Raw genomic sequence first — 26,277 nt, 5'->3', positions numbered from 1 at the left:
TTATTTACCACCCTTACGAAGACGAGGGTCAAGAACAACGTAAAGCATGTCTGCAACTAGGTTAAAGAACAGCATGAATAGCGTCATGATAAGCAGTTGACCTTGCAGTACTTGGTAATCACGAGCGTTAATTGCGTTGAAAAGTACGCTGCCAAGGCCTGGGTAGTTAAAGATGATTTCGATAATTAACTGACCACCGATTGCCATACCTAGCGACATAGAAAGTGCTGTCACACTTGGTAGCATCGCGTTACGAGCTGCGTAATTGAATACCACTCGGTTTTCGCTAAGGCCTTTGCCTTTCGCCATGGTGATGTAATCTTCAGCTAGCAGGTTGATCATGTTGTTACGCATGTTTACTAGGAAGCCACCAATTTGAACAATAGATGCACATAGCAAAGGTAAGAAGGCGTGGTAAGCGACATCTTTAATGAATGCCCAGCTTGTCCAATCTGGAATCGTACCCGCGGTATAGGCGTAACCTGTTGGGAACCATTTCAAGCCGATTGCGAAGGTAAACAGCGCAATCATGGCAATAACAACCTGAGGAACGGCTTGTAAAATCAGCATCCCGGGAGTCACAAAGGCATCGTATTTGCTGCCACGTTTCCACGCTGCAAAAATACCTAGGATTGAACCAATAGAGAAAGAAAGAATAACGGCGGTGCCTGCTAAGAATAGCGACCAACCAAATGCTCCACCCAACAGAGTATTTACAGAAAGTGGGTAGAATTGAATTGATGTACCAAGCTCCCAGCTTAGAATGTTCTTCATGTATGCGCCGTATTGAACCAGTAAGCCGCCATCAACGAAGCCTAATAGTTCTTTCATTGCAGCAATACGCTCAGGAGTAACTTGTACAGAAGCGTTCGCAAACATCATGGTAACTGGGTCACCAGGCATTGCTCTTGGAATAATAAAGTTTAACGTCGCTGCAACTAATAGCGCGACAAAATAAAATGACAAACGTCTTAAAAAATAACCCATAACTCACACCTTACTCACCCAGATTGTTTCCCTGTTTCTGGATTCAGGTCGCTCCTAGCGAAATTTGGAACGAAAAATCCCCTGACGACTAGCGCCATACTTTCAATTGATAGTGTGGGGATTTTTATAAGCGGCGTAAGAAGTTACGCCGCAAAGATTGAACGATTACTTATTTAACTGGTTTTAGGTCCAGTACATGAAGTAGACGCTCTGGAATACCAGCCCAAATGTTTGGACGGCCTTTTGGATTTTCTTCGTTCCACCAACCAGTGAATCGAGTTGTGTTGTATTGGTACATGTAAGCACCAGACATCACAGGGATTGTCACTTGGTCTGCAGCGATAATTTGCTGGATACCATGTGCAATATCTAGCTGTTCGTTCTTGTCAGCTGTTTTGTAGAAGCTGTTTAGAAGACCATCTAGCTTGTCATTTTTGTAGAAGTGCATAGCGAAACGAGGCATACCATCACCAGATTGTAGTGATGAGTTGTAAGCACTGTTCCAGTACGTGTATGGATCCGCACCGTGGAAGTAGTTTGTGTATGCTACGTCGTATGTACCTTCAAGCATTGCTTGATTGTAAACAGAGAAGTCAGGTGTACGAGCTTTCGCTTTAATGCCGATTTCGTTTAGTTGCTCTACCGCAAGTTGAACTGTGTTGTTGAAGTCAGTCCAGCCGTTTGGCGATTGAATCATTAGTTCGAAAGATTTGCCTGATGGAGTGTCAACAAAACCATCTTTGTTTACATCTTTGAAGCCAGCGTCAGCAAGAAGCTTCTTCGCGCCTTCAGCGTTGTAAGTGTTGAAGCCTTTGTATTTGTCGTGAGTTTTTTCATCAGACCAAGCTTCAAACGCGTAGCCAAGACCCGATGCGAAATCGTTCACAGTACCGCCACCGTAGAATGCGATGTCGATGATAGTTTGGCGGTCAAGAGCCATAGAGAAAGCACGACGGAATTCAACGTTGCTCAATGCTTCATGCTTCGCAGCATCAGGGTGTTTGAAGTTAACGATGAATGCTTGTGTACCTGCTGGCGGGTACCAGTAGTGGTGTTTAGGGCTTGCTGCAGCGTATGTACGATCGATATCAGGAACGAAAGAAGACGTCCAGTCCATTTCACTGTTTACAACTTTACCTAAGAACTGGTCGTTGTTCGCAATTTGTGGAACACGTAGACAGTCAACATCTAGGTTGTCTGCATCCCAGTAGTTCGGGTTTGCACACTGGATGTACAGTTGCGCTGTAAACGTATCGATTTCTGTAAATGGACCAGAACCTACAGGGTTCTCATTGGTAAACGTTGATGGATCTTTAACGTCTTTCCAGATGTGCTTAGGTACTACAGGTACTTTAGCAATCTCGTAAGGTACGTTTGAGTTTGCTTCTGTTAGTGTGAACTTAACTTGGTTGTCGTTCAGTTTTTCTACAGAAGTTACCCAAGAGTTGATACCAGATTGGTCAAGCTCTGGCTTCTCTTTTACAAGGTTGAAAGAAAAAACAACATCATCAGCAGAGAAAGTTTCTCCATCAGACCATTTAACACCCTTACGAATGTCGAAAACAACGCTCATCAGATCATCTGACATTTTGAAGTTTTCAGCTAGACGGAACACCGGAGTGTTACCGTGCATTTCGTTAAATACTACTAAAGGCTCGTACATGAAGTCAGTTGTAGTATGTAGGTTAGTAGCACCAAGGTACGGGTTAAAGTTACGTACGAATGTAGTGTACTCTTTCGGGTGAACGGTCAGTTCGCTGCGCTCTGCAGCTGTTGCTACTGATGCAAAACCTGTTGTAGCAGTTGCAATAATTGCTGTTGCTATTGCTGTTTTTTTTATATTGGCAAGCATAGCTGTTCCTTACTATTTGCTTTCATTTCACTAATGGATTGAATGTTATCTGTCGCTAATTAGTTAGTAGATACACACTCTAGTTAAAGGCCTACCTCTTCTTCGTTGCTCCAGATTCATCTTTGATTCTGAGAAGTGGTAAGAGTGGCCTGTAGGCCTTTGGCAGGAGTAAGAAAACACCTTATCGATGAATTAATCAAACTCGTTTCCCGTCAAAAACGTTAAAAACACACAGCACCACGTCATTAACGTCAAAATAGCTTGCTTTGGTGGTTTTTTGTGCGTAATTGTTAAGGTGATGTGACTCGCATTTGGTTTTGTGGTGGTAGCTTTTTGTAAGTGGTCACTAACCTTTTCGGCTTTTAATTATAGGGGTTTATCTTACGGTGATGTAATTGTAGATCTCGGTCACTTACCTGTTTTACGTTAAATTTTTCTAGAAAATTAAATCTGCCGTTCTGTTGTGACTCGCTTCTCAAACTGCAACAAAGAGCCGGAGGAATGTGAAATTCAGCCAAGAATAAGGCTCAAAATAGTAACTGAACTGGTGATTGTTTAAGATTGAGTAACGTGTCATTTTGCTTGTTTAATGCCGTAAAAGAAGTGTGTTTGAATCGACGTCATTGTCCTTTGGTCGCGTACGATATTCACAAAAAAGCCCACGCTAGGTGGGCTTCATTATTTACAGTAGCTTGAGCTTACTTCAGAGCTAACTGGTCAGTAGTTTTTGTAGCTTATCCCTTAGGGTCTCAATATGAGTTCTTTCAGGTGTCTGTTCTTTACAGTGCTCAAGTATAAACTCGATAGAGCTCAGTACCGTTCGCCAGCGAGGCGTTTTCGGTAGAGTTTCTACACGTAGATATTTGTCTAGCGTTCTAGTTTGCAGGGTACTGCGGTCTAGGTAGACGCGCCACAAGCCACTCTTCTCTGCGAAGGCAAACTTGGTTTCCCCTGTAACAGACTCCCAGTAGATGATGGCATTGGTCATGACATCGACCAGCACTTCACGCATCAGCTCTTGTTTGTTTTTACCTTCACCGGTTGCTTTATCTGCGAGGCGAGTAAATTCACCGCCAAGTTCTTTCAGTTGTTGAAGTTTATCTTTGTCACCCTCAAAGGCGTAGCTTGAAAGTGCCTCAACCGCCGTTTCAAGGTTATTGACTCGGTTTGAGTTAACCCCACCACCAACATTAAAGATATACATGGTGTCGAGCCCTGAGCCTTCAGGTAGCTTAAGGATATCACTTGGTATTCGCTGACGAGTGTCGTCTATATAGATGTCAATATCACCACAGTAGTGAGCTTGTTCCACCTTAAGGTATTTAGGCGCAATGATCTCATCGGCCATAGAGCGTTTAAGCTGCTCTTGCCCGCGCCTAAATAGTTTTGCTGCAGCTTCGTTGGCAAATCGAATTCGTTGGTCATCACGAATACAGATGATGGCCTCAGGGGCTGATTCTAGCTGCTCTAGCAAGCGCCCTTGAGTTTCTAGCAGGTTCGCTTCAACCATGGCTCTGTGTTTAAGCTCCAGTTGCAATTGATCATTCTCAAGACGTCTTTGCTCAGCTTTACTTGCTGATAAGTGAGCCGTAATTCGCGCCGCCAGCTCTTGTTTGTTGAACGGTTTAGACAAGTAATCGTTGGCACCAGCTTCAAAGCCACGAACACGGTCTTCTGCTTGATTAAGAGCTGTGAGCATGATGATTGGCAACTGTGCATGATCGTATTGCTTACGCAGTGCTTCACACACCTGATAGCCACTCATACCTGGCATCATAATATCGAGCAGAAGTAACTCTGGCTTCTCTTTCTCAATCAGTTCAATGGTTTCTGGGCCGTCACATGCGGTGCGCACTCGATAACCTTCCAATTTCAAGAAACTGTCTAGCACGCGTAAATTTACTGGTTCATCGTCGGCGATAACCAGTAACGGACCGTCTGGATCTTCACTGATAACACTATTTTCTTGTTGGCTGTTATCAATTAAATCTGGCGCTTGGAAGTGCGAATAGCTTCCTGAATCACTGTAGTTATCCAATTCTTCTTGGGTGGCTAAAGGTAGGGTAAAGCTGAACGTCGTGCCAAGCATTGGTTGGCTACTTACGTACAGTGAACCGCCCATCAGTTCAATCAATTGACGACTTATGGACAACCCAAGCCCTGCACCTTGGCGATAGTTACTTGAGTCCTGTCCTGCTTGAATCAGTGGCTCAAAGATGTGTTCTAAGTATTCAGCAGGTATGCCTTGGCCTGTATCAACAACTTGTACACGAATGTTGTCGTCGATAACGCTTGCTGAGATAACAATTTTACCTTCTGATGTGTACTTGATGGCATTGCCCACCAAGTTATACATCACTTGTTCTAATCGTTGAGGATCGGACGAAACCAACCCTAAGTCACTGGGTACTTGGTTAATAATTCGGATTGGCTTATTGCCCAACAGATGATGTGACAATTCTAGTACCAAGCTGGTAGCAGCAGATAAATCAACAGCAGATTTATTTATGTCTAAACTGCCGTAGCGCATTTTGTGGTAATCAAGTAGATCATCGACCAGTGTTGCCAATCTCTGGCCACTATTGATGATGATATCCAACTGGTACTTCTGGTTGGCAGGAATAGGACCGTTTGCACCAGATATTAGCGCTTCAGCGATACCTACCATGCCATGTAATGGCGTTCTCAATTCGTGTGATGTTGTTGCTAAGAATTCATCTTTAAGTTTGTTAGCCAGTTGCAACTCTTCATTTTGTTTTTGAATGGTCTTAAGGTTGTCCTCAAGCTCATCATTTTGGCTCTTAATGAGCAGCATCTTTTCACGAATCGAACGTTGCATTCTTTCGAAGCTTACCGCGAGGCGGCCTATCTCATCTTTTCGTTCGGTATTAATCATGGTTTCATCAAGGTCACCCGCAGAGACTTTCTCTGCTGCCCATGTGAGCTTGAGTAACGGTGATGTGATGAAGTTAGACAGATAATGGGATGCGACAAATACAAGAATAATCGCCGTCAACATCACGATCACAAAGATCTTTTCTAACTGATGAATACGGGCAAACGCTTCTTTTTCTGGAAGCTCGACGACGAGTGCCCAAGTCGCATATTTGAGCTCAATTGGAGTATATGCAGCGATGATCGCTTGATCCTGAGCGTTGTCGAAGGTGCCAACGGCCGTTTCTCCTGCCAGAGCTTTATCAACAACATCTAAACTCAGATTAATCGACTCTTGTGAATGGGCAAGGCTACGTGGCAGATGATCATCGCCGACAAGCAAGGTTTGAATATTCGAACTCTTGTTGAGATCGGCAATAAGCTTAGTAATACCATTGATGGGCAGTCTAAACATGGCGTAACTGTGTAGGTAGCCCTGTTGAACGATAGGTGCGCCTAACCATGCGGTCTGTTTACCATTTTCGTCTTTAAAGTCAGAAACGATAACCGGCGTGTAGTCTTCGTTGGATTTGCGTTTGTCTTTTACGTCCTTTTCCAGGCGTTGAAAGGTTTTGCCGAGGTTTGCATCTTTGTACTTACCTGTCAGCAAGTTGGTGCCGTAGTCATCGCGCTTAAAAACTGAATAAGCGATGTTGCCGTTAATGTCGACCAATAAAATGTCGTCAAAATCAGAACGCTTAAGCAGCTCCAAATAAGAGTTGTGGTAGCGCTTGTGCAATAGGCGATAGCGCTCGCTGCCAATAAAGCTGCTGGATTCAGGGAGAATCGATGTTTTGATTTGATCGCCCGATCCTTGAATGTAGCGTTGCTGCGCATTAGCGCGTGCTTCGTCAATGTCTAACCCTAGGCGTTGGAATGCATTGATCAAACCATAGAATCGTCCGCCACTGGCATTGGCAAGCTCTGAGCGAACAAAACCCATCACTTGGGATTCTTGAGCTTGTAGGTAATCGACAATTTGCTGCTGTTTAGTATCACGGACGGAAACAAGGTGCGAAGTACTTTGTTCCTGAAGATCCTGACTGTGCGATTGGAGGAAAAATATCGCGATAAGTGTTACTGGGGTAATACTAAGGACAAGAAATGCCAGCATTAGGGTATTTTGAAGGCGCTTAAACTTCTGCTTACGATAGAATCTAAACATAAATTGGGTACTACTTTCCTTTGATGTACTGCTTGAAAGGGATGAAAACAAGTACAGAGAATAGAATTAACGGGTTCCAATTTAACGAAATTAACGAGTTTTTTTACTTTGACAAGTAAGTGGTATTTAAAGCGTGTGCAAAAGCTCATTTTTATGGGCTTTTGATAGAAATATGAACAGACAGCGCAGATATTGACCCTGCGCTGTGTTAGATAGGCTATTTGCTTGCGTGATAGATCGCGAATTTGGTGGTCTTATTTAGAGTCGCGCATTTTCCAAAAGCTTGCTCAATAATTGGAATGTATTTTAAAAAACTGTTCGCAACAATAATCATCTCACCAGAACGCTTCATGTGGTTAGGAGCCTGAGCAAGTAAGGTTTCAGTCGCACTGTAGCTTGTATCCAAACCAGAATGGAATGGTGGGTTACTGATGATGAATTGGTAATCTTTTGATGTGTCAGAGTAGACATCTGAGGCGAAGACATTACCTGTTAAACCATTGGCTTCTAGCGTTGCTTGGCTAGACGCCACGGCAAATGCACTGATGTCGCACATTTCCAGTTCGATATCAGGGTGACGAGATGCCATTACCGCGCCCAATACGCCTGCACCACAACCGAAATCCAGTACTTTACCTTTCAGTTTTGGCAGGGTATCAAGTAATAGTTGGCTACCAACATCAAATTGACCATGACTGAAGACGCCTGGAAGACTTTTCACGGTCAGTGATTGCTCACCAATGTTAACCGTGTAGGTTTTAAACCAGTCTTGTAGGTTGAAGGCTGGTGGTTGCTCGAAGCATTGACCCCAGTAGAAAGAACAACGACGCGCTGAATCGTATTTCACGACTTTTCCGTAAGGAGCAAACATCTTCTCGATACTTTTAACACCAGAACGATTTTCGCCAACTACGACAATCTCGGTATCTTTACCTAACTTGGCAAATAACATCGCCAACAGAAATTCCGCTTCCGCTTTGGCCTTTGGCCAGTACAGCATCACTAAGTCGGCTTTGGTCTCTTCGGTAAACTCCGCACCATAAAAACGTTGGATGGTGCTGCAGCCTTCTAATTGACGGTAGTAGCTGTAATTAGAAGTAAACACGGTGACTGATTCACAATGTTTCGCTAATTCAACAGGGAATAAGTCTTCTGCCTCACCTGCAACTAAAACATGTTTGCCTTCAAAGTAGGCGAGTTGACGTTGAGCAATTTGGCTTGGGGCAATATAAGCTGACATAGGACACTCTATTGAATCGTTAGCAAAAAATGAGGGCGGATTTTCGCATAATCCGCCCAAAGCTTGAAGTGTTTAATACGGGTTCGGCAACCAAGTTGCTGAACAGTTGATCAACTCTTGTCTTGCTGGTTTAAAAAGTCTTTAAACTCTTCATCGTAAATATTGAAAAGAACGATAGTAATAGCAAAGATCAGTGGGCCGTAGATAAGACCAATTAGGCCAAAAAGTTGAATACCACCCAACAGTGAGAAGAAGATCATTAGGGTATTCATGCCTGCACTACCTTGCATCAGCAGCGGGCGCAGTAGGTTGTCAATTGAGCCAACAATCGCGACACAGTAAACCGTTAGGAAAATTGCCCACGTGGTATCACCGGTTAGGAATAAGTAGGTTGCGGCTGGGATCCAGATTAGAGCGGTACCGACCACGGGGATGAAAGAGGCAAAGCCCATCATAGTGCCCCAGAACAACCCAGGGAAACCAGCAATCCACATACCTAAACCACCCGCAAAACCTTGCGCTATTGCGGTTAAGAATGAGCCCATAACGGCAGACTTAGAAACTTGCTCAATCTCAGTGAGGAGCTTGTCTTCTTGGCTACGAGATAGCGGAAGAATATGACGAACCACACTGATGATTTTGTCGTGATCTCTTAATAAGAAGAACAGAACAAACAGCATCAAGAAGAAATCCATTAAGAAGTTGGTCGCATCACCAAGGATTTTCGCACTGATACCAACCAGTTTAGAACCAAAACTTGTCGCGAATTCTCCGACTTTCTGTGCGATGGCTTGGGGCTCAATGTTGTCGAAAGGCAGGTAGTTATTCACAAACGACAGCGCTTTGACCACAAGTGGGTGTGCAAACAGAGTCTGAATACCGCCGTGTGTCACCCATTGGTACGTGTTCTGAGAGAACAGAGAGCCTTGCTGAACAATTGCTGCAAATACTGCCAATAAAGGGATAACAATAATGAAAGTCAGGATCACACAAGAAAGTAGAGAGACTACGTTCTCTTTATTCGGTATCTTCTTTTCAAGCCATTCGTGAATTGGAAACATCAGCAACGAGATGATGAATGCCATTACTATGGAATTTACATAAGGCTCGATAAGCAAGTAACAAGCATAAGCCGCCGCAAGTAGGGCAATGATGATCACCCAGTGGCTGGTGTTGATTTTGAGTTTTTCTGACACGTTAATGGTCTCTATATTTGCGTTCTGAGTTTATAATGGCTGCAAAACAGAGAGTTAGCAATGAGGAGTTTTGATAATGGGATGCTGTAATAAAGATAAGAAATGCCAAGACGAAGAACAGCAAATAAAAAAAGAGATCCCTTGGTTCAGAATGTTCCTAGGTACGCTGATGTTGTTGGTTTTTCTTTTCTGGGAACGTTAGACGTTTTTCGTTAGGTTTTCGAATAAATTGACGGGTAATTAAGCGGAAATACTCGAGTTTAATTTAGTCGATGCATTAAAAAGGGCTGCGTTAATGCAGCCCTAAATTCAATCGGTTAGCTACTTATAAAGTGCTTTCGATTATTTGCTTTCAGCAGCAATGATCGCAAGAGATCGGTCAGCAGCTTCTAGTGTTGCATCCAGTTCTTTTGAACCATGAGCAAGAGAAGTAAAGCTTGCTTCGAATGCTGAAGGTGCAAGGTAAACACCGTGATCTAACATTAGATGGAAGAAGCGCTTGAAGCGTTCTACATCACACTTAGTTACATCTTCGTAGCACGTCACCGTTTCTTGGTCTGTGAAGAAGAAACCAAACATACCGCCAACTTGGTGAACTAGCATAGGGATGCCGTGCTTGTCAGCAAGTTGCTTGAAGCCATTTGCCAACTGCTTAGTTTTAGACGCTAGACGCTTTTCGTTGCCTTCTTCTCTTAGAAGATTCAAACATGCGTAGCCAGCAGCCATTGCAACAGGGTTACCTGAAAGCGTACCTGCTTGGTAAACAGGCCCCGTTGGTGCGATGTATTGCATCACGTCTTTACGACCACCAAAAGCACCCACTGGCATGCCGCCGCCAATCACTTTACCAAGACACGTTAGGTCTGGCTTGATGTTGTAGTAAGCCTGAGCACAACCTTCAGCAACGCGGAAACCTGTCATTACTTCATCAAAGATTAGCAATGCACCTTCTTGATCACAGATCTCACGTAGACCTTCGTGGAAGCCTTCTACTGGTGGGATACAGTTCATGTTGCCCGCGACAGGCTCAACGATGATACACGCGATCTCACCTTTGTTTGCTGCGAAGATTTCACGTACTGAATCTAGATTATTGAAAGTTGCAGTTAGCGTTAGTTTCGCAAAATCAGCCGGTACGCCTGGAGAGCTTGGTTGACCTAAAGTCAGTGCGCCAGAACCTGCTTTTACAAGTAGGCTGTCTGCGTGACCGTGGTAACAACCTTCAAACTTAAGGATTTTGTCACGACCAGTAAAGCCACGAGCGAGACGAATCGCACTCATTGTTGCTTCTGTACCTGAGCTCACCATACGCAGCTGTTCCATTGATGGAACCATCTCAGATACAAGTTCAGCCATCTTGATTTCAGTTTCGGTTGGAGCACCAAAGCTAAGGCCGCGTTGAGCTGCTGCAGTAACAGCGTCACGAATAACAACGTGGTTGTGACCAAGGATCATTGGACCCCAAGAGCCAACGTAATCGATATATGCTTTACCATCAGCATCAAAAATAAGTGGGCCATCAGCGCGTTCAACGAAGATAGGAGAACCACCTACGCCATTGAATGCACGAACTGGAGAGTTTACGCCACCAGGAATAGTTTGCTGTGCTTTTTCGTACAGCTCTGCTGATTTGGTCATTGATATATCCTCTTTTGACTGTCGGACCAATTGGCACGCATTGTACCTATCCGGAATCCAACTAGGAATGCCTTCGCTGATATAATCACCCGAATCTGGTTGTTTTGTGTGGTTACGCGTTTTAATTGTCAGATATTAGCGAGTTTACAGCAGTAAAAGGAACGATCCTGTGGTGAATACTTGAACGTTTCAGTCAGGTATTAGATAATCACCAGAATATAAGAAAATACTCAACAACTATGGTCTCGATTTAGATTTGTATCATGTTGTTTTTGACACAGGTAAGAGAGGTTGTCGTGAGCGAAGTAAATATCCCATTGTCCTTTTCTGATGCAGCAGCTACCCGCGTACAAACGCTAATTGCTGAAGAAGAAAACCCAGAGCTAAAACTGCGTGTATACATTACAGGCGGCGGTTGTAGTGGCTTCCAGTACGGCTTCACATTTGATGAAAAAGTAAATGATGGCGACACTACCATTGTAAATAGCGGTGTGACGCTGGTTGTTGACCCAATGAGCCTACAGTACTTAATGGGCGGCATGGTTGATTACACTGAAGGCCTAGAAGGCGCACGTTTCTTTGTGAACAACCCGAACGCGACAACAACATGTGGTTGTGGCGCATCATTTAGCGTTTAGCGTGCACGAAAGGTAGCTTGAACGGAAAGCTACATTAGAAATATTTTAAACGCCGAGCCAATGCTCGGTGTTTTTGTTTGTAAAAAATACACCATACAAAACAGACAGTAAGTCGACTTATTCTAGGCATGTACGCCAAGGTTATTTTGGGTGGTTATACTTAAGCTTTCACTTTATTCATTTGCTTTATAGTAAACGCCATATTTTTTAAACTGTCGATAGCGTCCAACTTCGTTGGGTGTGGGTCTGTTAAAGTTACCTCTGTGCATCAGGATGTTGCATATGACGGTGTTAAGCTAATTAGCGCGCCTTAATCACATCGGACAAAAGGATTTGCTATGCCCACTCTATTTTCTAACTCTCCATTTTTTCAGAAACTGAAGCAGCCGTGGTTGGTTTCTCTGGTTCTAGTTGTACTGTTGTCGATTTGGCTTGGTTTAGGAGTGGGGCAAGCGGAAGAGTCACCAGCAAAAAAAGCGACAGAAATTCCGCTGGCTAAGGTTTCCTTTCAAACATTCACTTCATCCCCCACCTTTAAAACCATAGATCTTTATGGTCGCACAGCTCCCGATAGGCATGCTCGATTGGGAGCGGAAGTCGCGGGCAAGATTGTTAGGTTGAACGTTGTGAAAGGCGATACGGTTAAAGTAGGGCAAGCCATTGCTCAGATAGATAAAGGTGACTTAGAGATTCAGCTAGAGCGAGCTTCGGCTTTATATCGATTGAAGCAGAAAGAATTTAAGGCGGCGCAGTCGCTGAAAAAAAGAGGGCTGCAAGGCGAGATAGCCTACACCACAGCTGAGGCTTCGTTAACTGAAGCGAAGGCTATGAAGCGTAATGCTGAACTGGCTCTAAAAAATACAGTCATCACATCGCCTTTCTCCGGTGTGGTTCAAGATTTGATGGTGGAGATCGGTGATTTCGTTGGTGTTGGCGATCCTGTTGCTGGCGTGATTGACCTCGATCCTTTGGTTATTGAGGCCGATGTCAGTGAGCGTCATATCCAGCATTTGCTAGTCAATCAATCAGCTTTGGTTCGCCTGTTAGGGAGGGAAGAAGCGGAAGGTCGTCTGCGCTATGTTTCTCGAATCTCTTCTGCCTCAACCAATACCTTCCCTATTGAGATTGAAATCGACAACTCAGATGGCCTGTTACCTGCGGGTGTTAGTGCTGAAGTCACCCTTAATCTAGAAACAAGAGACGCTATCAAAGTGACGCCTGCCATGTTGGCACTGGATGAGGCCGGTAATCTTGGGGTCAAAACTTTGGTTTCAATTGACGACTCACCAATCGTGAAATTTGTCGGCATTCAACTGGTGAAAGCTGAGCAAGATGGAGTGTGGCTGACGGGGTTAGGTCAGCGTGTCGATATCATCACTGTGGGGCAAGGTTTTGTTCGTGATGGTGACTCGGTGATTGCTGTTGAGCAAGGTGTTGAACTCTCTAACGTAACTGCAGAGTAGGAGATAACCGATGTATTCAATTATTGATGCAGCCTTGTCTCGCGCTCGAACAATGCTCTCTCTTTTGGCACTCATATTGGTCGCAGGTGTCGTTACCTATATCACGATCCCCAAAGAATCGAGCCCCGACATTACCATCCCGATTATCTACGTTTCTGTTGGGCACCAAGGTATTTCGCCAACCGATGCAGAACGCTTATTGGTTAGACCGATAGAACAAGAGCTGAGGTCGATTGAAGGCGTAAAAGAGATGACCGCAACCGCAGCAGAAGGCCACGCCTCAGTTGTGTTGGAGTTTAATGTTGGCGTTGATCTCACCAAAGCGATGGCTGATGTGCGTGATGCTGTCGATTTAGCCAAACCAAAATTACCAGAAGACAGTGATGAGCCGACCGTGAATGAGGTGACGCTCGCGTCTGAGCAGCCAGTGTTGTCAGTTGTTCTGTTTGGTACCGTTCCTGAGCGCACCATAGTGCAAATTGCTCGAGAGCTTGGGGATAAGCTCGAAAGCTATCGCCAAATTCTAGAGGTCGATATTGCAGGCGATCGCGATGACATTGTTGAGATCATTGTCGATCCGCTGTTGATGGAGAGCTACAGCTTAGATCAAGCGGATATCTATAACCTGATCGCTCTGAACAATCGAGTGGTCGCCGCTGGTTTTGTTGACACTGGCTACGGACGTTTCTCAGTCAAAGTTCCTTCGGTGTTTAACTCTTTAAAAGACGTACTTGAGTTACCTATCAAAGTGGATGGTAAACAGGTCGTAACCTTTGGTGATGTGGCCACGGTTCGTCGAGCGTTTCGAGATCCTGATAGCTTTGCCCGTTTAGATGGTAAATCTGCGGTGGTCTTGGATATCAAGAAGCGTGCGGGTGAAAATATCATCGAAACCGTAGAGTTAGTTAAAGCGGTTATGGCTGGTGCTCAACAACAAGCGGAATGGCCCAATAACTTATTGGTTAAATACACCTGGGATGAATCTAAAGATGTGAAGATCATGCTCAACGATCTTCAAAACAATATCTTGTCCGCCATCATTTTAGTGGTGATCGTTATCATCGCCATTCTTGGTGTTCGAACCGCGTTATTGGTTGGAATTTCAATACCTGGATCATTCCTCACGGGATTGTTGGTGTTGTCTGTGTTTGGTCTAACCGTCAACATTGTGGTTCTGTTCTCTTTGATCATGGCCGTTGGTATGTTGGTCGACGGCGCGATTGTTGTTACCGAGTTTGCCGATAGGCGAATGCAAGAAGGTGAAGGTCGAAAAGAAGCTTACCGAGACGCAGCGAAACGGATGGCGTGGCCGATAACCGCATCGACAGCGACAACCTTAGCTGCATTTGCTCCGTTACTGTTTTGGCCGGATGTGACAGGCGAATTCATGAAGTTTCTGCCACTAACACTGATTGCAACGCTAACCGCTTCATTGATTATGGCGTTGTTGTTTGTACCGGTATTAGGTGGCTTGATTGGCAAACCTCAATACGTATCGCCCAAGAGCCAAGCTCGAATGGTGGCACTGCATAATGGTGATTTTTCACAAGCAACGGGCTTAACCAAGGCGTATTACCACACGCTTTCGATTGCGATTAAGCATCCCTTTAAGATTCTGTTCAGTGCGATATTGCTCGCGGTTGCAGTTGGTTTTACTTACTCCAAAGCGGGCCTAGGTGCAGAGTTCTTCCCTGAGGTTGATCCACCATTCTTTAATGTCAAAGTTCGCTCACATGGTGATCTTTCTATTCAAGAAAAAGATGACATCATGCGCGATATTGAGCAAATGATGCTTAATCATGATGAGTTCGATACTGTTTACACACGCACGGGGGGGGACGACCAGATTGGCTTGATCTCGATTACTCCTGTTGATTGGCAATATCGTCGTAGTGTTAAAGCGATTATTGATGAATTGAAGGTGCAAACCGATCAATACGCTGGTGTTGAGATTGAATATAAGTTTCCAGATGCAGGGCCTCCGGTTGAAAATGATTTAGTGATTGAGCTGTCAGCAACAACACCAGAACAGCTGAATCAGGCTGCAAAAATTGTAAGAAACTGGGCGGATGGTAATCAAGCTCTGACTAACATCAGTGATACAGCAAGCAAAGATGGCATTGATTGGAAAGTGGATATTCGCCGAGACGATGCCGCACGCTTTTCCGCTGATGCGACCTTGGTGGGTAATACCGTTCAATTCGTTACCAATGGTCTCAAGATTGGTGATTACCTGCCTGATGACTCATCAGAAGAGGTCGAGATCTTGGTGCGTTACCCTAATGATAAAAGAGATATCGGACGCTTTGACCAGTTGAGAGTCAAAACACCTGCTGGCTTGGTGCCGATCACCAACTTTGCTCAGATTGTTCCCGACCACAAGCAAGATACGATTAAACGCCTCGATGGTAAGCGCGTAGTGAACATCATGGCGGATATGGAAGAGGGCTATAACCTTGCCCTCGAACTGCCAAAGATTGAGCAAGCGTTAAGTGAATTGGGGCTACCTAATAGCGTAGAATTTCGTATCCGTGGTCAAAATGAAGAGCAAGAAAACTCTTCTGCCTTCTTACAAAGTGCATTCATGGTTGCACTGGCGGTAATGGCGTTGATTTTGATTACTCAGTTTAATAGTTTCTATCAAGCATTCCTGATTCTTAGTGCGGTGCTGTTCTCTACGGTTGGTGTGTTTGTTGGTCTGCTTATCTTCCAACGTCCGTTTGGTATCGTGATGTCCGGTATTGGAGTGATTGCACTGGCAGGTATAGTGGTGAACAACAATATCGTGCTGATTGATACCTATAATCAGTTAATCAAAAGAGGCTTAGATAAGCGCGATGCAATTCTGAGAACCGGTGTTCAGCGTTTAAGACCAGTGATGCTTACTACGGTCACTACCATATTAGGTTTGATGCCGATGGTGTTAGAAATGAACATCGATCTGATTAATCAAAAAATAGAGTTTGGCGCGCCGAGTACGCAATGGTGGTCGCAACTCGCTACGGCGATTGCGGGAGGTTTGGCATTTGCGACAGTACTAACCTTGGTGCTGACGCCTTGTTTGCTGATGCTAGGGCGAGATAAGAAGCCTGAAAAATAGTAGATACAGTGGTTCGATGAACATAAAAAAGAGCGCCTTGGTGGGCGCTCTTTTCGTTGGTTTATAGGGCTCTTAACCTAATTGGTATCTAGTTGCCTAATTAGTCGCTAGCAACTGGCCGTATCGCTCAAGGTTATTCAGTCGAATCTCTGAGTTGGCAATAAAGGTTGCTTTTGCTTTACCGGTTAACGACTTAGATTGCGGTAATTTCACGGTTCGCGCATTTTTATGTACGCCATTGACCAAGAATTCATAGTGTAAGTGCGGGCCAGTCACACGGCCTGTACCGCCCAAAGTACCAATGGTTTGGCCTTGTTTTACGCGCTGACCTGTTTTCACCATACGTCGCTTCATATGCAGGTATTTAGTGATATAGGTGTTGCTGTGGCGAATGAACACGTAGTTACCATTGAATTGGTTGTAACCCGATTTCTGAACAATACCGTCACCGGCTGCCCAGATAGGTGTGCCAACAGGGGCTGCGTAGTCGGTGCCTCGGTGAGCTCGAACCTTACCGGTTACTGGGTGTTTTCTACGAGGGTTAAAGTTCGATGTTACACGGCGAAAATCAATCGGTGAGCGCAAGAAGGCTTTCTTCATAGCACGACCATTTTCATCGAAGTAGTTGCCGCTTCTATCATCTAATACCGCGGTAAATGAATCACCTTGGTTTTTGAATACTGCCGCCATGATCTTGCCGCGACCAATCACTTCGCCTTCAACGACTTTCTCTTGGTACAAAATCTTAAAGCTGTCGTTGTTGCGAATATCCAACGCAAAGTCGATATCCCAACCGAAGATGCCCGCCAGTTCCATAATTTGGTTTGCAGTTAGGCCTGCATTGACGCCGGCGTTCCAGAAGTTAGACGTGATGTTGGCTTCGGCATAGTTGTATTGGTAGGCCACTTCCTTTTTGTCGAAGCTAGAGGAGAATGAATCGCCAGACTTAGTGATTTTGAAGCTTTCAAACGCACTAAGTTGTCGCTTCAACTGAATAAGGTCGTTGTTTTCATCAAAGCCGAATTGTAATACGTCGCCAGGTCTTAGATTGGACAGCTGCTTTTTAATATCGTTGTTGGTATTGAGTAGAGTGATCAGTAAACGGTATGAAAGGCCAATACGTTCAAATAAAACAGAGGTGCTTTCGCCAGAGCGAACGGTGTATTTCTCCCATTTGAGTACTGCCGTCGGTGGTGCGTCACTTGAGCTAACAAGTGCTGATGCACTGATCGTCAGTGGGTAGTGTTTTCCAACGACTAAAGCTCCCGTATCGTCACGTAAGCTGTTGACGTCGGGGAGTAAGAAAATAGCGATAAAAATTACGGCACTAAAAAATGCGATAAATGCCCGGTGCAAAATGGGAAGGCGTGCAAAAATAGACAACATGTTCCGGTTCGTTCTGTAAATATTATGAAAATAGACGACGGAATAGTGTAACTGGTTTCAAAATACATCGCTATTCAAGTAAGATGTCTAATTATTATATTTTTGCCAAATCTGTGGGAGTGAACAAGAATGGCGAGTATTGAAGCTGCACTAGCCGAGATCAAACGTGGCGTAGAAGAACTGATTCCAGAAGACGAACTGATTGCGAAACTAAAAGAAGGTCGTCCTTTACGCATTAAACTGGGTGCCGATCCAACCGCTCCAGATATCCACCTAGGCCATACGGTTATCTTTAACAAGCTTCGTGCTTTCCAAGAGCTTGGTCATGAAGTGACGTTCCTTATCGGTGATTTCACAGCAATGGTTGGTGATCCATCAGGTAAGAACTCAACACGTCCACCGCTAAGCCGTGAAGACGTATTGAAGAATGCTGAAACTTACAAAGAGCAAGTATTCAAGATTCTAGATCCTGCGAAAACGCAAATTCGTTTCAACTCTGAGTGGTTATCTGAGCTTGGTGCAGAAGGCATGATTCGTCTTGCTTCTAACCAAACTGTTGCTCGTATGCTTGAGCGTGATGACTTTAAAAAGCGTTACGCTGGTGGTCAACCGATCGCAATCCACGAATTCATGTACCCACTTCTTCAAGGTCACGACTCTGTTGCACTAGAGAGCGATGTTGAGCTTGGCGGTACTGACCAGAAGTTTAACCTTCTTATGGGTCGTGAACTGCAAAAAGCAGCAGGTCAAAAACCACAAGCGGTACTGATGATGCCACTACTTGTTGGTCTAGACGGCGTTAAGAAGATGTCTAAGTCTGCGCACAACTACATCGGTATCAGCGAAGCACCAAGCGAGATGTTTGGTAAGATTATGTCTATCTCTGACGATTTAATGTGGAGCTACTACGAGCTACTGTCTTTCCGTCCTCTTGAAGAAGTTGCGGAACTGAAAGCTGGCGTTGAGGCGGGCAAAAACCCTCGTGACGTGAAAGTACTTCTTGCTAAAGAGATCATTGCTCGTTTCCACAGCGAAGCCGATGCTGAAGCGGCTGAGCAAGAGTTCGTTAACCGTTTTGCTAAGAACCAAGTTCCTGATGAAATGCCTGAATTTGAATTCGAAGCCGGCCTACCGATTGCGAACGTTCTAAAAGAAGCGGGTCTTGTAAACTCGACTTCTGATGCGATGCGTATGATCAAGCAAGGCGCTGCTAAGCTTGAAGGCGAGAAGATTGAAGACAGCAAGTTTGTACCTGAAGCAGGTACTGCAGTTTACCAAGTAGGTAAGCGTAAGTTTGCTCGTATTACTATTAAGTAATAACACACATCAATAATTGAACAAAAGGCATCCACGGATGCCTTTTTTATTGACACAAAGTTGACGAAGTTTTTGAACGTGCATTGCTACACTATGCGCGCTGTCATATTGACAGTAATTTTGGAGATTTTTATGAACAATACCGACCATCCTCCTAGTTTGAATGGAGAAGAATAACCTGTCTCGGTATTGATCTATTATCCTGCCGTTCGGGTAGGGTATCTTTGTTTTCCCCCTCATTCTTTTCCACACTCTAGATTCTAACAAGTAGACACATCAGTGCTTTAAGCTCTTGGTGCGCTTAGTTGTATGTTCTTGATGTATATAGCTATACGCTCTTGGTGTACACCGCTTTATACTCTCGGGGTACTCTCTATAGGCTACTTGTTTTGATGGTCGTTACCTTTGCCAATCGGGAGATTCGCCATGACGGTAATGAACAACACTTTTTTATCTATTGAAGCTCTGTACTCAGAGCAAGACATCCAAGCTGTATCGAATGCTTTTCAACAGTACGGACGTGAGCAACAAATTAACCTTTTAAACCGAATGCCACTTGAAGATGCGGTGTTAGTGCTTGGGCAATGCTCTCTTAGTACGATTCAGACTTTACTTAGTGAGCTAGAAGAGCAGGGCTTTGAGAAGCGCTCTCGACATCTAGCTCACCAATTAGGGCTGATCTACTCAGAGGTTGAACCACAACAGGGTTACCTTTCAACTGGAGTGCTTAGCCATGTTAGGCAGCGTATCGGTTGGATTATTGCCTTAGCACTGCTGGGCATTGTCTCTGGGCTTATCATTGCTCAGTATGAAGACATTCTTAGCCAGCTAGTACTTCTGGCGATCTATATGCCGGTAATCGCTGCCGCGGGTGGCAACACAGGAACACAAGCTGCGACTTTGGTCATTAGGGCCTTAGCCACAGGGGAATTGAAGAAACGCCAGTGGGCCAACGTTCTATGGAAAGAGCTTAGAGTTGCTATCTGTTTAGCTCTTGCGATCGCCTTAGTGATGATTGGCCGAATCTTATTATTCAGTGACAACCAGTCAACGGGGGGTTACGACATTAATATGATTGCTTACGCGATTGCTGTTGCTCTGTTTATTCAAGTGACCATATCAACTGTACTCGGCGGCGGGTTACCGATAGTCGCTCGATTCTTCAAACTTGATCCTGCTGTGTTAGTGAGCCCTGTACTGGCTTCGATAGTGGATATCTCTGGAATGTGGATCTACTTCACTGTGGTTAATTCATTCTTAGGGATCGCTTAGCGTTTATAAAAATAGCTAAAAACACCTTAGAGAAAAAAATGGCGCTGAAGATTCAAGATCTTCAGCGCCATTTTATTGCTTAAGTAGAAGCTTAAACAGAGTTGAACATTACTTAGATTTGCTCTGTGTTTGACTGAATTCAACTACATCTGTGTAGAAAGCTCGTTCAAACTGGGTGATGGGTGCTTCTACTGGTTTTTCTGGATCTGGTGTGTCAGGAAAGTAATCACGGACAAACTGTACAAATAGAGAGTTCGGTTTTCCCGCTTTATCTAAACCAAAGCCTGCCATGTTGTAGCTCCCATACAAAGAACCACTTTTGGCAATAATGTTGCCTTGGATTGGTGCTTTTCTCATGCTTTGACGGTATTTGAGCGTGCCATCAGTGCCAGATGTAGGCATAGCCTCAATCAGGTTGAGCTGTTTATCGTTCTCCCAGATATAACGAAGTACCTGAGCCATGGTTTGCGAGGTCATGCGGTTATTTCTGGATAGCCCTGAACCATCGACCAACTGTGCTTGGCTTAGGTCAATATTGGCTTTGGTCAGTAATATCTGCTTTATCGCTTCAGTGCCGTTATTAAAGCTGCCCGGTTGAACATAAAATGTCGCACCCAGTGTTTTGGTTAGGTTGTCTGCTATTAGATTGTCTGATTTCTTGAGCATGATATTAATCAGTTCGGGAAGTTTCTCTGAGCTGTGACTTGCGATTAACGTGCTTTTGCCTGCTTTAGCTTTTTTGCCAACGACCACATTGCCTTTTACTTCAATTCTCAGTTCTTTAAGAATCGATGTAACGACTTGATAGGTGTAAAGTTCTGGACTTTGAATCGCGAACTTGAGCGGCAGTGGTTTCTTACGTTCAACTAAGCAACCAGAGAGCTTGTAAGTGTTATCTGGGGTAGTAATAAGCTCCAAGTCGCATTGCGTTGCCTTTTGGCCAGAGCGAGTTACCGTGGCTGCTGAGGTTGTCACGTCTATCGGATAGTGAGCTGGGATATATACGCGTGTTGTACCGTTATCTTTTGTATAAATAGAGGCTTGTGCGCAGTTACTGTCTAAGGTCATTGCACTAGAGGGAGCGCTGTAACAAACGCCTAAAATGTCCCAAGGCCAACCAACCGCTCGTTGATAGCCAGTAAAAGCTGAGTTATCGAGGTATAAGTTGCCCTTGATTGTTTTAGATTGCGATTTAGCATATTGATCTAAAAGATTTTTTAGATGCTCTCTTTGTAGTGTAGGGTCACCACTGAATGCGATCACGACATCTTTATTAGAACGCGCAATGCTGGTCGTGTAGTTAAAATTATCTCCTAACTCCAATTTGGCTGCCAAAGCGGTGACTAGCTTTAACGTACTGGCGGGAGGGTAAAAGCCATCGCTATTGGTGTTCAACTCACTCGAATCATCACTCAATGACTTCAGTATCAAGCTTGTGCTACTGCCATCGGGCAGTTTATCTAGAGGGAGGTATTCGAAAGCACTAATTGAATAGCTACACAGTGACAAACCACATAGGAGTAAGCGGGATAGAAGGCGCATAGAAGGTTTTCTTGGATGACTGATGTTTTCAGTATACAGATATAAAAAACGCCCGCTATAGAGCGGGCGTTTTGATTCTCAATTAACTAATTAATCAATTAGATAATCAGAATTAGAAGTCGTAACGTAGACCTAGAGCTAGCTCGTCTTCAGCTTGTGCTGAAGTTGCAGCAAGGTTGCCGCCAGCAGTACCGAACTGGTCACCCGCTGAGATTAGGTTGAAGTTGTACGATACATAGCCACGGAAGTTAGGCTTGAAGTAGTACGTTGCATCAACAGCGATATTGTCAGCAGACGTTTCACCATTAGTTTCAGCGTTGTTGTATGTAGATGAGAATACTGTTTGACCTAGAGTGTAAGCCGCTGCTACTTCGTAACCAGTGTAATCACCGTCGTTCTTAGCAACTTGACCATCTGTAAATACACCAGCGAAGTATAGGTCGCCCATAGTGTAAGAACCAGAAAGCATGTATTCGTCTTGTGCGTTGTTACCAGAGTATTGACTTGCGTAACCTGCACCTAGTTTAACACCAGTTTCACCGATTGCGTAGATACCAGATAGAGAGTAACCATCAGCACTGTTGTCGCTGTAAGAAGCAACAGCATCGCCTTCGCCTGCTGGAGTACCGTCAGCTTTTAGTTCTGTACGGTCAGCAAAACGGTAGCTTGCTTTAACGCTTAGGTCTTGGAATTGACCTTTGTAAGAAAGCATGTTGTCAGCACGGTCAGCAGCATTGATTTTCATTGCTGCAGAGTTACCGTGGTAAGCCATGATATCGGTAAAGTCAGTGATTACGCCTAGAGCGCCGTCGTTTTTACCGTAAGTTACTTCACCAAATGTACCGCCAAGTCCAGCGTAAGCGTAACGGTTAGTTAAGCTGTCGCTGTTTTTGTCAGTGCCTGCGCCGTTTTCAGCCGTTGTGAACTCGCCTTCGTAGAAACCAACACCGTATAGGCCATCTTGGATTTCAACTTGACCTAGGAAGTTAAGACGGATACGAGAGTTGTCTTGAGCGTTACCATCTTTCATAGATAGACGAGCTTCCGCACGGCCACCCATTTCTAGAGAAGTACCGTCTTGGTTGTATAGTTCTGAAGCGTTAGCACCAGTAGCAAGAGCTGCAGCAGATACAGCAAGCGCGATCATAGTCTTGTTCATGTTATTAATTCCTAATTACTGTCCATAAAGGTATTTATCAAGGATTTGAATCCTTTTTGTATATTGCTCGTATTAATCAAGCTTCATAATCATGCTTAGAACAAAAGCGTGAAACTTGCCAGAGCAATCCGTGGGGTACTTTTTACCCCTAAAGTTCCACCATCAGGTAGTAAAATGATATCAATAAAAATTATGAACACTGTTTTATTGAGTTTGCGTGTGTTTAAGTATTTGTTTTTATATGATTTTTATAAAAGTGTGATCTGTGTTTATTTGGTTTATTTTTGTTTTTTTTAGATATTTCATCGCTAACTTATTGATGGTGAGGTTATTATTCATTTTTGTGATGTCTGTAATTTAGACCTAGATAAAGCTTTTATAACGCAAAGTGGAATAAAGGTGATTTAGCCATAAAGTTTGTTTACACTAAGCCAAATCGTTTTGTTTCTATCACCCAATAAGTATGTTGGGTGGATTTATGTTGGCCAAAGAAAGCTTTGGCATAGAGGTAAAAAATGGAAAAGGTTCCAATGACAGTACGTGGCGCTCAGCAGCTACGTGACGAATTAGATCGCCTACTTAAGCTACGTCCTATTATTTCAGCAGCTATTGGTGAAGCTCGTGAACTCGGTGACTTGAAAGAGAATGCTGAATACCACGCCGCTCGTGAAGAGCAGGGTATCTGTGAAGCTCAAATTCGAGATATTGAATATAAGCTATCACTGGCTCAGATCATCGATGTAACGCAGATGGATAACACAGGTAAGATTATCTTTGGCACGACAGTGACTTTGATTGACGTAGATACGGATGAAGAATTCCGCTACCAAATCGTTTCTGAAGATGAAGCCGATATCAAAACGGGTCGCATTTCTGTGAAATCCCCAATTGCACGTGGCCTTATCGGTAAGATGGAAGGCGATGAAGTACTGATCTCTACCCCAGGTGGTGATAAAGACTTCGAAATCGACAAAGTAGAATACATCTAATTGAATTTTCTTTGTTTTTGATAAGTAAAAAGGTCGCTAATGCGACCTTTTTCGTTTCTCACGCTACACTAAAAGCTAAGCGCAGTGGCTTTCTTTTAATGAAGTTAGCTTATATCAAGCTCGCTTACTTGCGTGGAATCTCGATTTTACGTGCTTCTGACTGACGGAACAGTACTAGAACTTTACCGATAGTCTGTACTTTCTCAGCTTTAGATTCACGTACAATTGCATCGATAATCAGTTGCTTAGTCTCACGGTCTTCTGATGCAACTTTAATCTTGATCAGTTCGTGGTGGTCTAGAGCTAATTCGATTTCCGCTAGAACAGCTTCAGTAAGTCCATTTGCGCCCATTAGCACAACAGGTTTTAAACTGTGAGCTAGGCCCTTTAGATGCTGCTTTTGTTTGGTACTTAGGTTCATTACGCGGCCAATTTTATTTAGTATTAGGGTTGAAAAAACCTATTTTAACGCCATCTAAAGCTGAAGACTATAATTTATTCAGCAATTAGTACTTTCCTCCAATTTAGGTATCCAATGAGCAAACAGAAACACTCGGCCAGTTCGGGCCGTTGGTTGAAGGAACACTTCGACGACAAGTACGCAAATGAAGCCAGAAAAAAAGGCTATCGTTCGCGTGCTTATTTCAAAATGGAAGAGATTCAAACGAAAGATAAATTGCTGACTCCAGGGATGACCATTGTGGATTTGGGTGCAGCGCCTGGCGGTTGGTCTCAATATGCTGCTAAGATTATCGGAGACAACGGTCAAATCATTGCGTGTGACTTGTTACCAATGGATCCGATTGCTGGAGTGAGCTTTTTACAAGGCGATTTCCGCGAAGAAGCTGTGCTAGATGCGTTGCTGGAACGTATACAACCAAACATGGTTGATGTCGTGATGTCTGATATGGCACCTAATATAGCAGGCAACAATTCTGTGGATCAGCCAAGAGCTATGTATTTAGTTGAATTAGCTTTGGATATGTGTCGACAAGTTCTAGCTACCAATGGTAGTTTTGTTGTAAAAGTATTCCAAGGCGAAGGGTTTGACCAATATGTTAAGGACGTCCGTGAGATGTTTAAAACAGTCAAAGTTAGAAAACCCGACTCTTCTCGAGCTCGCTCTCGTGAAGTGTTTATCGTAGCAACTGGTTACAAAGGTTAACGATTCTCTTCCAAGAGTGAGAGTTAACAACATGGCTACAGGTTACAAACTGTAGTACCCTACCTTTAATTACAATTAGTTATCGAGAGGCTTACACCTTGAGTGACATGGCAAAAAATTTAATTCTGTGGCTTGTTATCGCGGTAGTGTTGATGTCGGTATTCCAGAGCTTCGGCCCTGGGGAAAGTAACGGCAGAGCAGTAGATTACACCACGTTTGTACAGGAAGTTGGCCAAGGCCAGATTCAAGACGCACAGTTCAATAACAGCGAAATCACTTTCACACGTCGTGGTGGTGGCTCTAAGTATGTAACTTACATGCCTGTTTATGATCAAAAGCTACTTGATGACTTAATTAATCAAAACGTAAAAGTTCAGGGTACACCACCTGAAGAGCAGAGCCTGCTTGGCACTATCTTCATTTCATGGTTCCCAATGATCTTACTGATTGGTGTGTGGATTTTCTTCATGCGTCAAATGCAAGGCGGCGGCGGCGGTAAAGGCGCAATGTCTTTTGGTAAGAGCAAAGCTCGAATGATGAGCGAAGAACAAATCAAAACGATGTTTGCTGATGTTGCTGGTTGTGACGAAGCAAAAGAAGACGTGAAAGAGCTTGTGGATTACCTTCGTGACCCAAGCCGCTTCCAAAAGCTTGGTGGTAAGATCCCGACAGGTATCCTGTTGGTAGGTCCTCCTGGTACGGGTAAGACATTGCTTGCAAAAGCGATTGCTGGTGAAGCGAAAGTACCGTTCTTTACTATCTCTGGTTCTGACTTCGTTGAAATGTTTGTTGGTGTTGGTGCATCTCGTGTGCGTGACATGTTCGAACAAGCGAAGAAAGCAGCGCCTTGTATCATCTTTATCGATGAAATCGATGCGGTAGGTCGTCAACGTGGCGCTGGTGTTGGTGGTGGTCACGATGAACGTGAGCAAACACTTAACCAAATGCTGGTTGAGATGGATGGTTTCGAAGGTAACGAAGGTATTATTGTTATCGCTGCGACTAACCGTCCAGACGTACTAGACCCTGCATTACTTCGTCCTGGTCGTTTTGACCGTCAAGTTGTGGTTGGTCTACCTGATGTACGTGGTCGTGAACAGATTCTTAAAGTACACATGCGTAAAGTGCCACTGTCAGGTGATGTTGAACCATCTCTGATTGCTCGTGGTACTCCAGGTTTCTCTGGTGCAGACCTTGCGAACCTTGTTAACGAAGCGGCTCTTTTTGCTGCTCG

At 44.2% G+C, this 26,277-nt stretch carries 19 protein-coding genes; 9 read left to right on the top strand and 10 right to left on the bottom strand.

Annotated elements, in window-relative coordinates; all coding sequences use genetic code 11:
* From MED222_RS08370 to MED222_RS08390, 5 genes are all read right to left on the bottom strand, one after another.
* Entirely contained in the window at positions 1 to 987 is a 987-nt protein-coding gene (locus tag MED222_RS08370; protein ID WP_009847562.1) for an ABC transporter permease, read from the bottom strand.
* A 169-nt stretch (positions 988 to 1,156) separates the two neighbouring features.
* Entirely contained in the window at positions 1,157 to 2,839 is a 1,683-nt protein-coding gene (locus MED222_RS08375; protein WP_009847561.1) for an ABC transporter substrate-binding protein, read from the bottom strand.
* A 709-nt stretch (positions 2,840 to 3,548) separates the two neighbouring features.
* The gene (locus MED222_RS08380) at positions 3,549 to 6,938 is read right to left on the bottom strand and encodes a response regulator (RefSeq protein ID WP_009847560.1); all 3,390 of its coding nucleotides are present in this window, start codon (positions 6,936 to 6,938) and stop codon (positions 3,549 to 3,551) included.
* Positions 6,939 to 7,155: 217 nt separating this feature from the next.
* The gene (gene rsmC / locus MED222_RS08385) at positions 7,156 to 8,178 is read right to left on the bottom strand and encodes a 16S rRNA (guanine(1207)-N(2))-methyltransferase RsmC (protein ID WP_009847559.1); all 1,023 of its coding nucleotides are present in this window, start codon (positions 8,176 to 8,178) and stop codon (positions 7,156 to 7,158) included.
* A gap of 110 nt (positions 8,179 to 8,288) precedes the next feature.
* A complete protein-coding gene (locus MED222_RS08390) occupies positions 8,289 to 9,374 on the bottom strand; it encodes an AI-2E family transporter (RefSeq protein ID WP_009847558.1) in 1,086 nt (361 codons plus the stop codon).
* A gap of 76 nt (positions 9,375 to 9,450) precedes the next feature.
* Between MED222_RS08390 and MED222_RS22745 the strand changes: the two genes are divergently transcribed.
* Complete coding sequence (locus tag MED222_RS22745; protein WP_009847557.1) at positions 9,451 to 9,576, top strand: hypothetical protein; 126 nt, start codon at positions 9,451 to 9,453, stop codon at positions 9,574 to 9,576.
* 140 nt (positions 9,577 to 9,716) lie between these two features.
* Here the strand turns inward: MED222_RS22745 and hemL are convergent, their stop codons facing one another.
* Positions 9,717 to 11,012, bottom strand: a complete 1,296-nt coding sequence (gene hemL, locus MED222_RS08400; RefSeq protein WP_009847556.1) for a glutamate-1-semialdehyde 2,1-aminomutase — start codon at positions 11,010 to 11,012, stop codon at positions 9,717 to 9,719.
* 296 nt (positions 11,013 to 11,308) lie between these two features.
* Between hemL and erpA the strand changes: the two genes are divergently transcribed.
* From erpA to MED222_RS08415, 3 genes are all read left to right on the top strand, one after another.
* Positions 11,309 to 11,650 (top strand): iron-sulfur cluster insertion protein ErpA, encoded by a 342-nt coding sequence (gene erpA, locus MED222_RS08405; RefSeq protein ID WP_004734539.1) that lies wholly within the window; start codon positions 11,309 to 11,311, stop codon positions 11,648 to 11,650.
* A 338-nt stretch (positions 11,651 to 11,988) separates the two neighbouring features.
* Positions 11,989 to 13,113 carry an efflux RND transporter periplasmic adaptor subunit gene (locus MED222_RS08410; RefSeq protein ID WP_009847555.1) on the top strand — a complete coding sequence of 375 codons (1,125 nt, stop codon included), beginning with the start codon at positions 11,989 to 11,991 and terminating at the stop codon, positions 13,111 to 13,113.
* 10 nt (positions 13,114 to 13,123) lie between these two features.
* Positions 13,124 to 16,213 (top strand): efflux RND transporter permease subunit, encoded by a 3,090-nt coding sequence (locus MED222_RS08415; RefSeq protein WP_009847554.1) that lies wholly within the window; start codon positions 13,124 to 13,126, stop codon positions 16,211 to 16,213.
* Positions 16,214 to 16,309: 96 nt separating this feature from the next.
* Here MED222_RS08415 and MED222_RS08420 read toward each other — a convergent pair whose 3' ends face one another.
* Positions 16,310 to 17,599, bottom strand: coding sequence for a peptidoglycan DD-metalloendopeptidase family protein (locus MED222_RS08420; protein ID WP_009847553.1), 1,290 nt, complete (start codon positions 17,597 to 17,599; stop codon positions 16,310 to 16,312).
* Positions 17,600 to 17,728: 129 nt separating this feature from the next.
* Here MED222_RS08420 and tyrS point away from each other — a divergent pair, with 129 nt between their 5' ends.
* Both tyrS and MED222_RS08430 read left to right on the top strand, forming a co-directional pair.
* A complete protein-coding gene (tyrS, locus tag MED222_RS08425) occupies positions 17,729 to 18,916 on the top strand; it encodes a tyrosine--tRNA ligase (RefSeq protein ID WP_004734518.1) in 1,188 nt (395 codons plus the stop codon).
* Between the two features lie 426 nt (positions 18,917 to 19,342).
* On the top strand, positions 19,343 to 20,188 hold the full coding sequence (locus tag MED222_RS08430; protein WP_009847552.1) for a magnesium transporter: 846 nt from the start codon (positions 19,343 to 19,345) through the stop codon (positions 20,186 to 20,188).
* Between the two features lie 108 nt (positions 20,189 to 20,296).
* Here MED222_RS08430 and dacB read toward each other — a convergent pair whose 3' ends face one another.
* Both dacB and MED222_RS08440 read right to left on the bottom strand, forming a co-directional pair.
* On the bottom strand, positions 20,297 to 21,730 hold the full coding sequence (dacB, locus tag MED222_RS08435) for a serine-type D-Ala-D-Ala carboxypeptidase (RefSeq protein ID WP_009847551.1): 1,434 nt from the start codon (positions 21,728 to 21,730) through the stop codon (positions 20,297 to 20,299).
* A 112-nt stretch (positions 21,731 to 21,842) separates the two neighbouring features.
* The gene (locus MED222_RS08440) at positions 21,843 to 22,889 is read right to left on the bottom strand and encodes a porin (RefSeq protein ID WP_009847550.1); all 1,047 of its coding nucleotides are present in this window, start codon (positions 22,887 to 22,889) and stop codon (positions 21,843 to 21,845) included.
* A gap of 515 nt (positions 22,890 to 23,404) precedes the next feature.
* Here MED222_RS08440 and greA point away from each other — a divergent pair.
* Positions 23,405 to 23,878, top strand: a complete 474-nt coding sequence (gene greA / locus MED222_RS08445) for a transcription elongation factor GreA (protein WP_009847549.1) — start codon at positions 23,405 to 23,407, stop codon at positions 23,876 to 23,878.
* 124 nt (positions 23,879 to 24,002) lie between these two features.
* On the opposite strand, the gene yhbY is transcribed toward greA, so the two are convergent.
* Entirely contained in the window at positions 24,003 to 24,299 is a 297-nt protein-coding gene (gene yhbY / locus MED222_RS08450; RefSeq protein ID WP_004734509.1) for a ribosome assembly RNA-binding protein YhbY, read from the bottom strand.
* Positions 24,300 to 24,413: 114 nt separating this feature from the next.
* Between yhbY and rlmE the strand changes: the two genes are divergently transcribed.
* Together rlmE and MED222_RS08460 are read left to right on the top strand one after the other, a co-directional pair.
* A complete protein-coding gene (rlmE, locus tag MED222_RS08455) occupies positions 24,414 to 25,043 on the top strand; it encodes a 23S rRNA (uridine(2552)-2'-O)-methyltransferase RlmE (RefSeq protein ID WP_009847548.1) in 630 nt (209 codons plus the stop codon).
* 107 nt (positions 25,044 to 25,150) lie between these two features.
* Positions 25,151 to 26,277 (top strand): ATP-dependent metallopeptidase FtsH/Yme1/Tma family protein (locus tag MED222_RS08460; protein WP_009847547.1); only part of this gene is annotated, 1,127 nt, incomplete at its 3' end.

The organism is Vibrio sp. MED222, assembly GCF_000153005.1.
GTDB lineage: Bacteria > Pseudomonadota > Gammaproteobacteria > Enterobacterales > Vibrionaceae > Vibrio > Vibrio tasmaniensis_A.
This window is presented reverse-complemented; position numbering and strand designations above follow the sequence as displayed.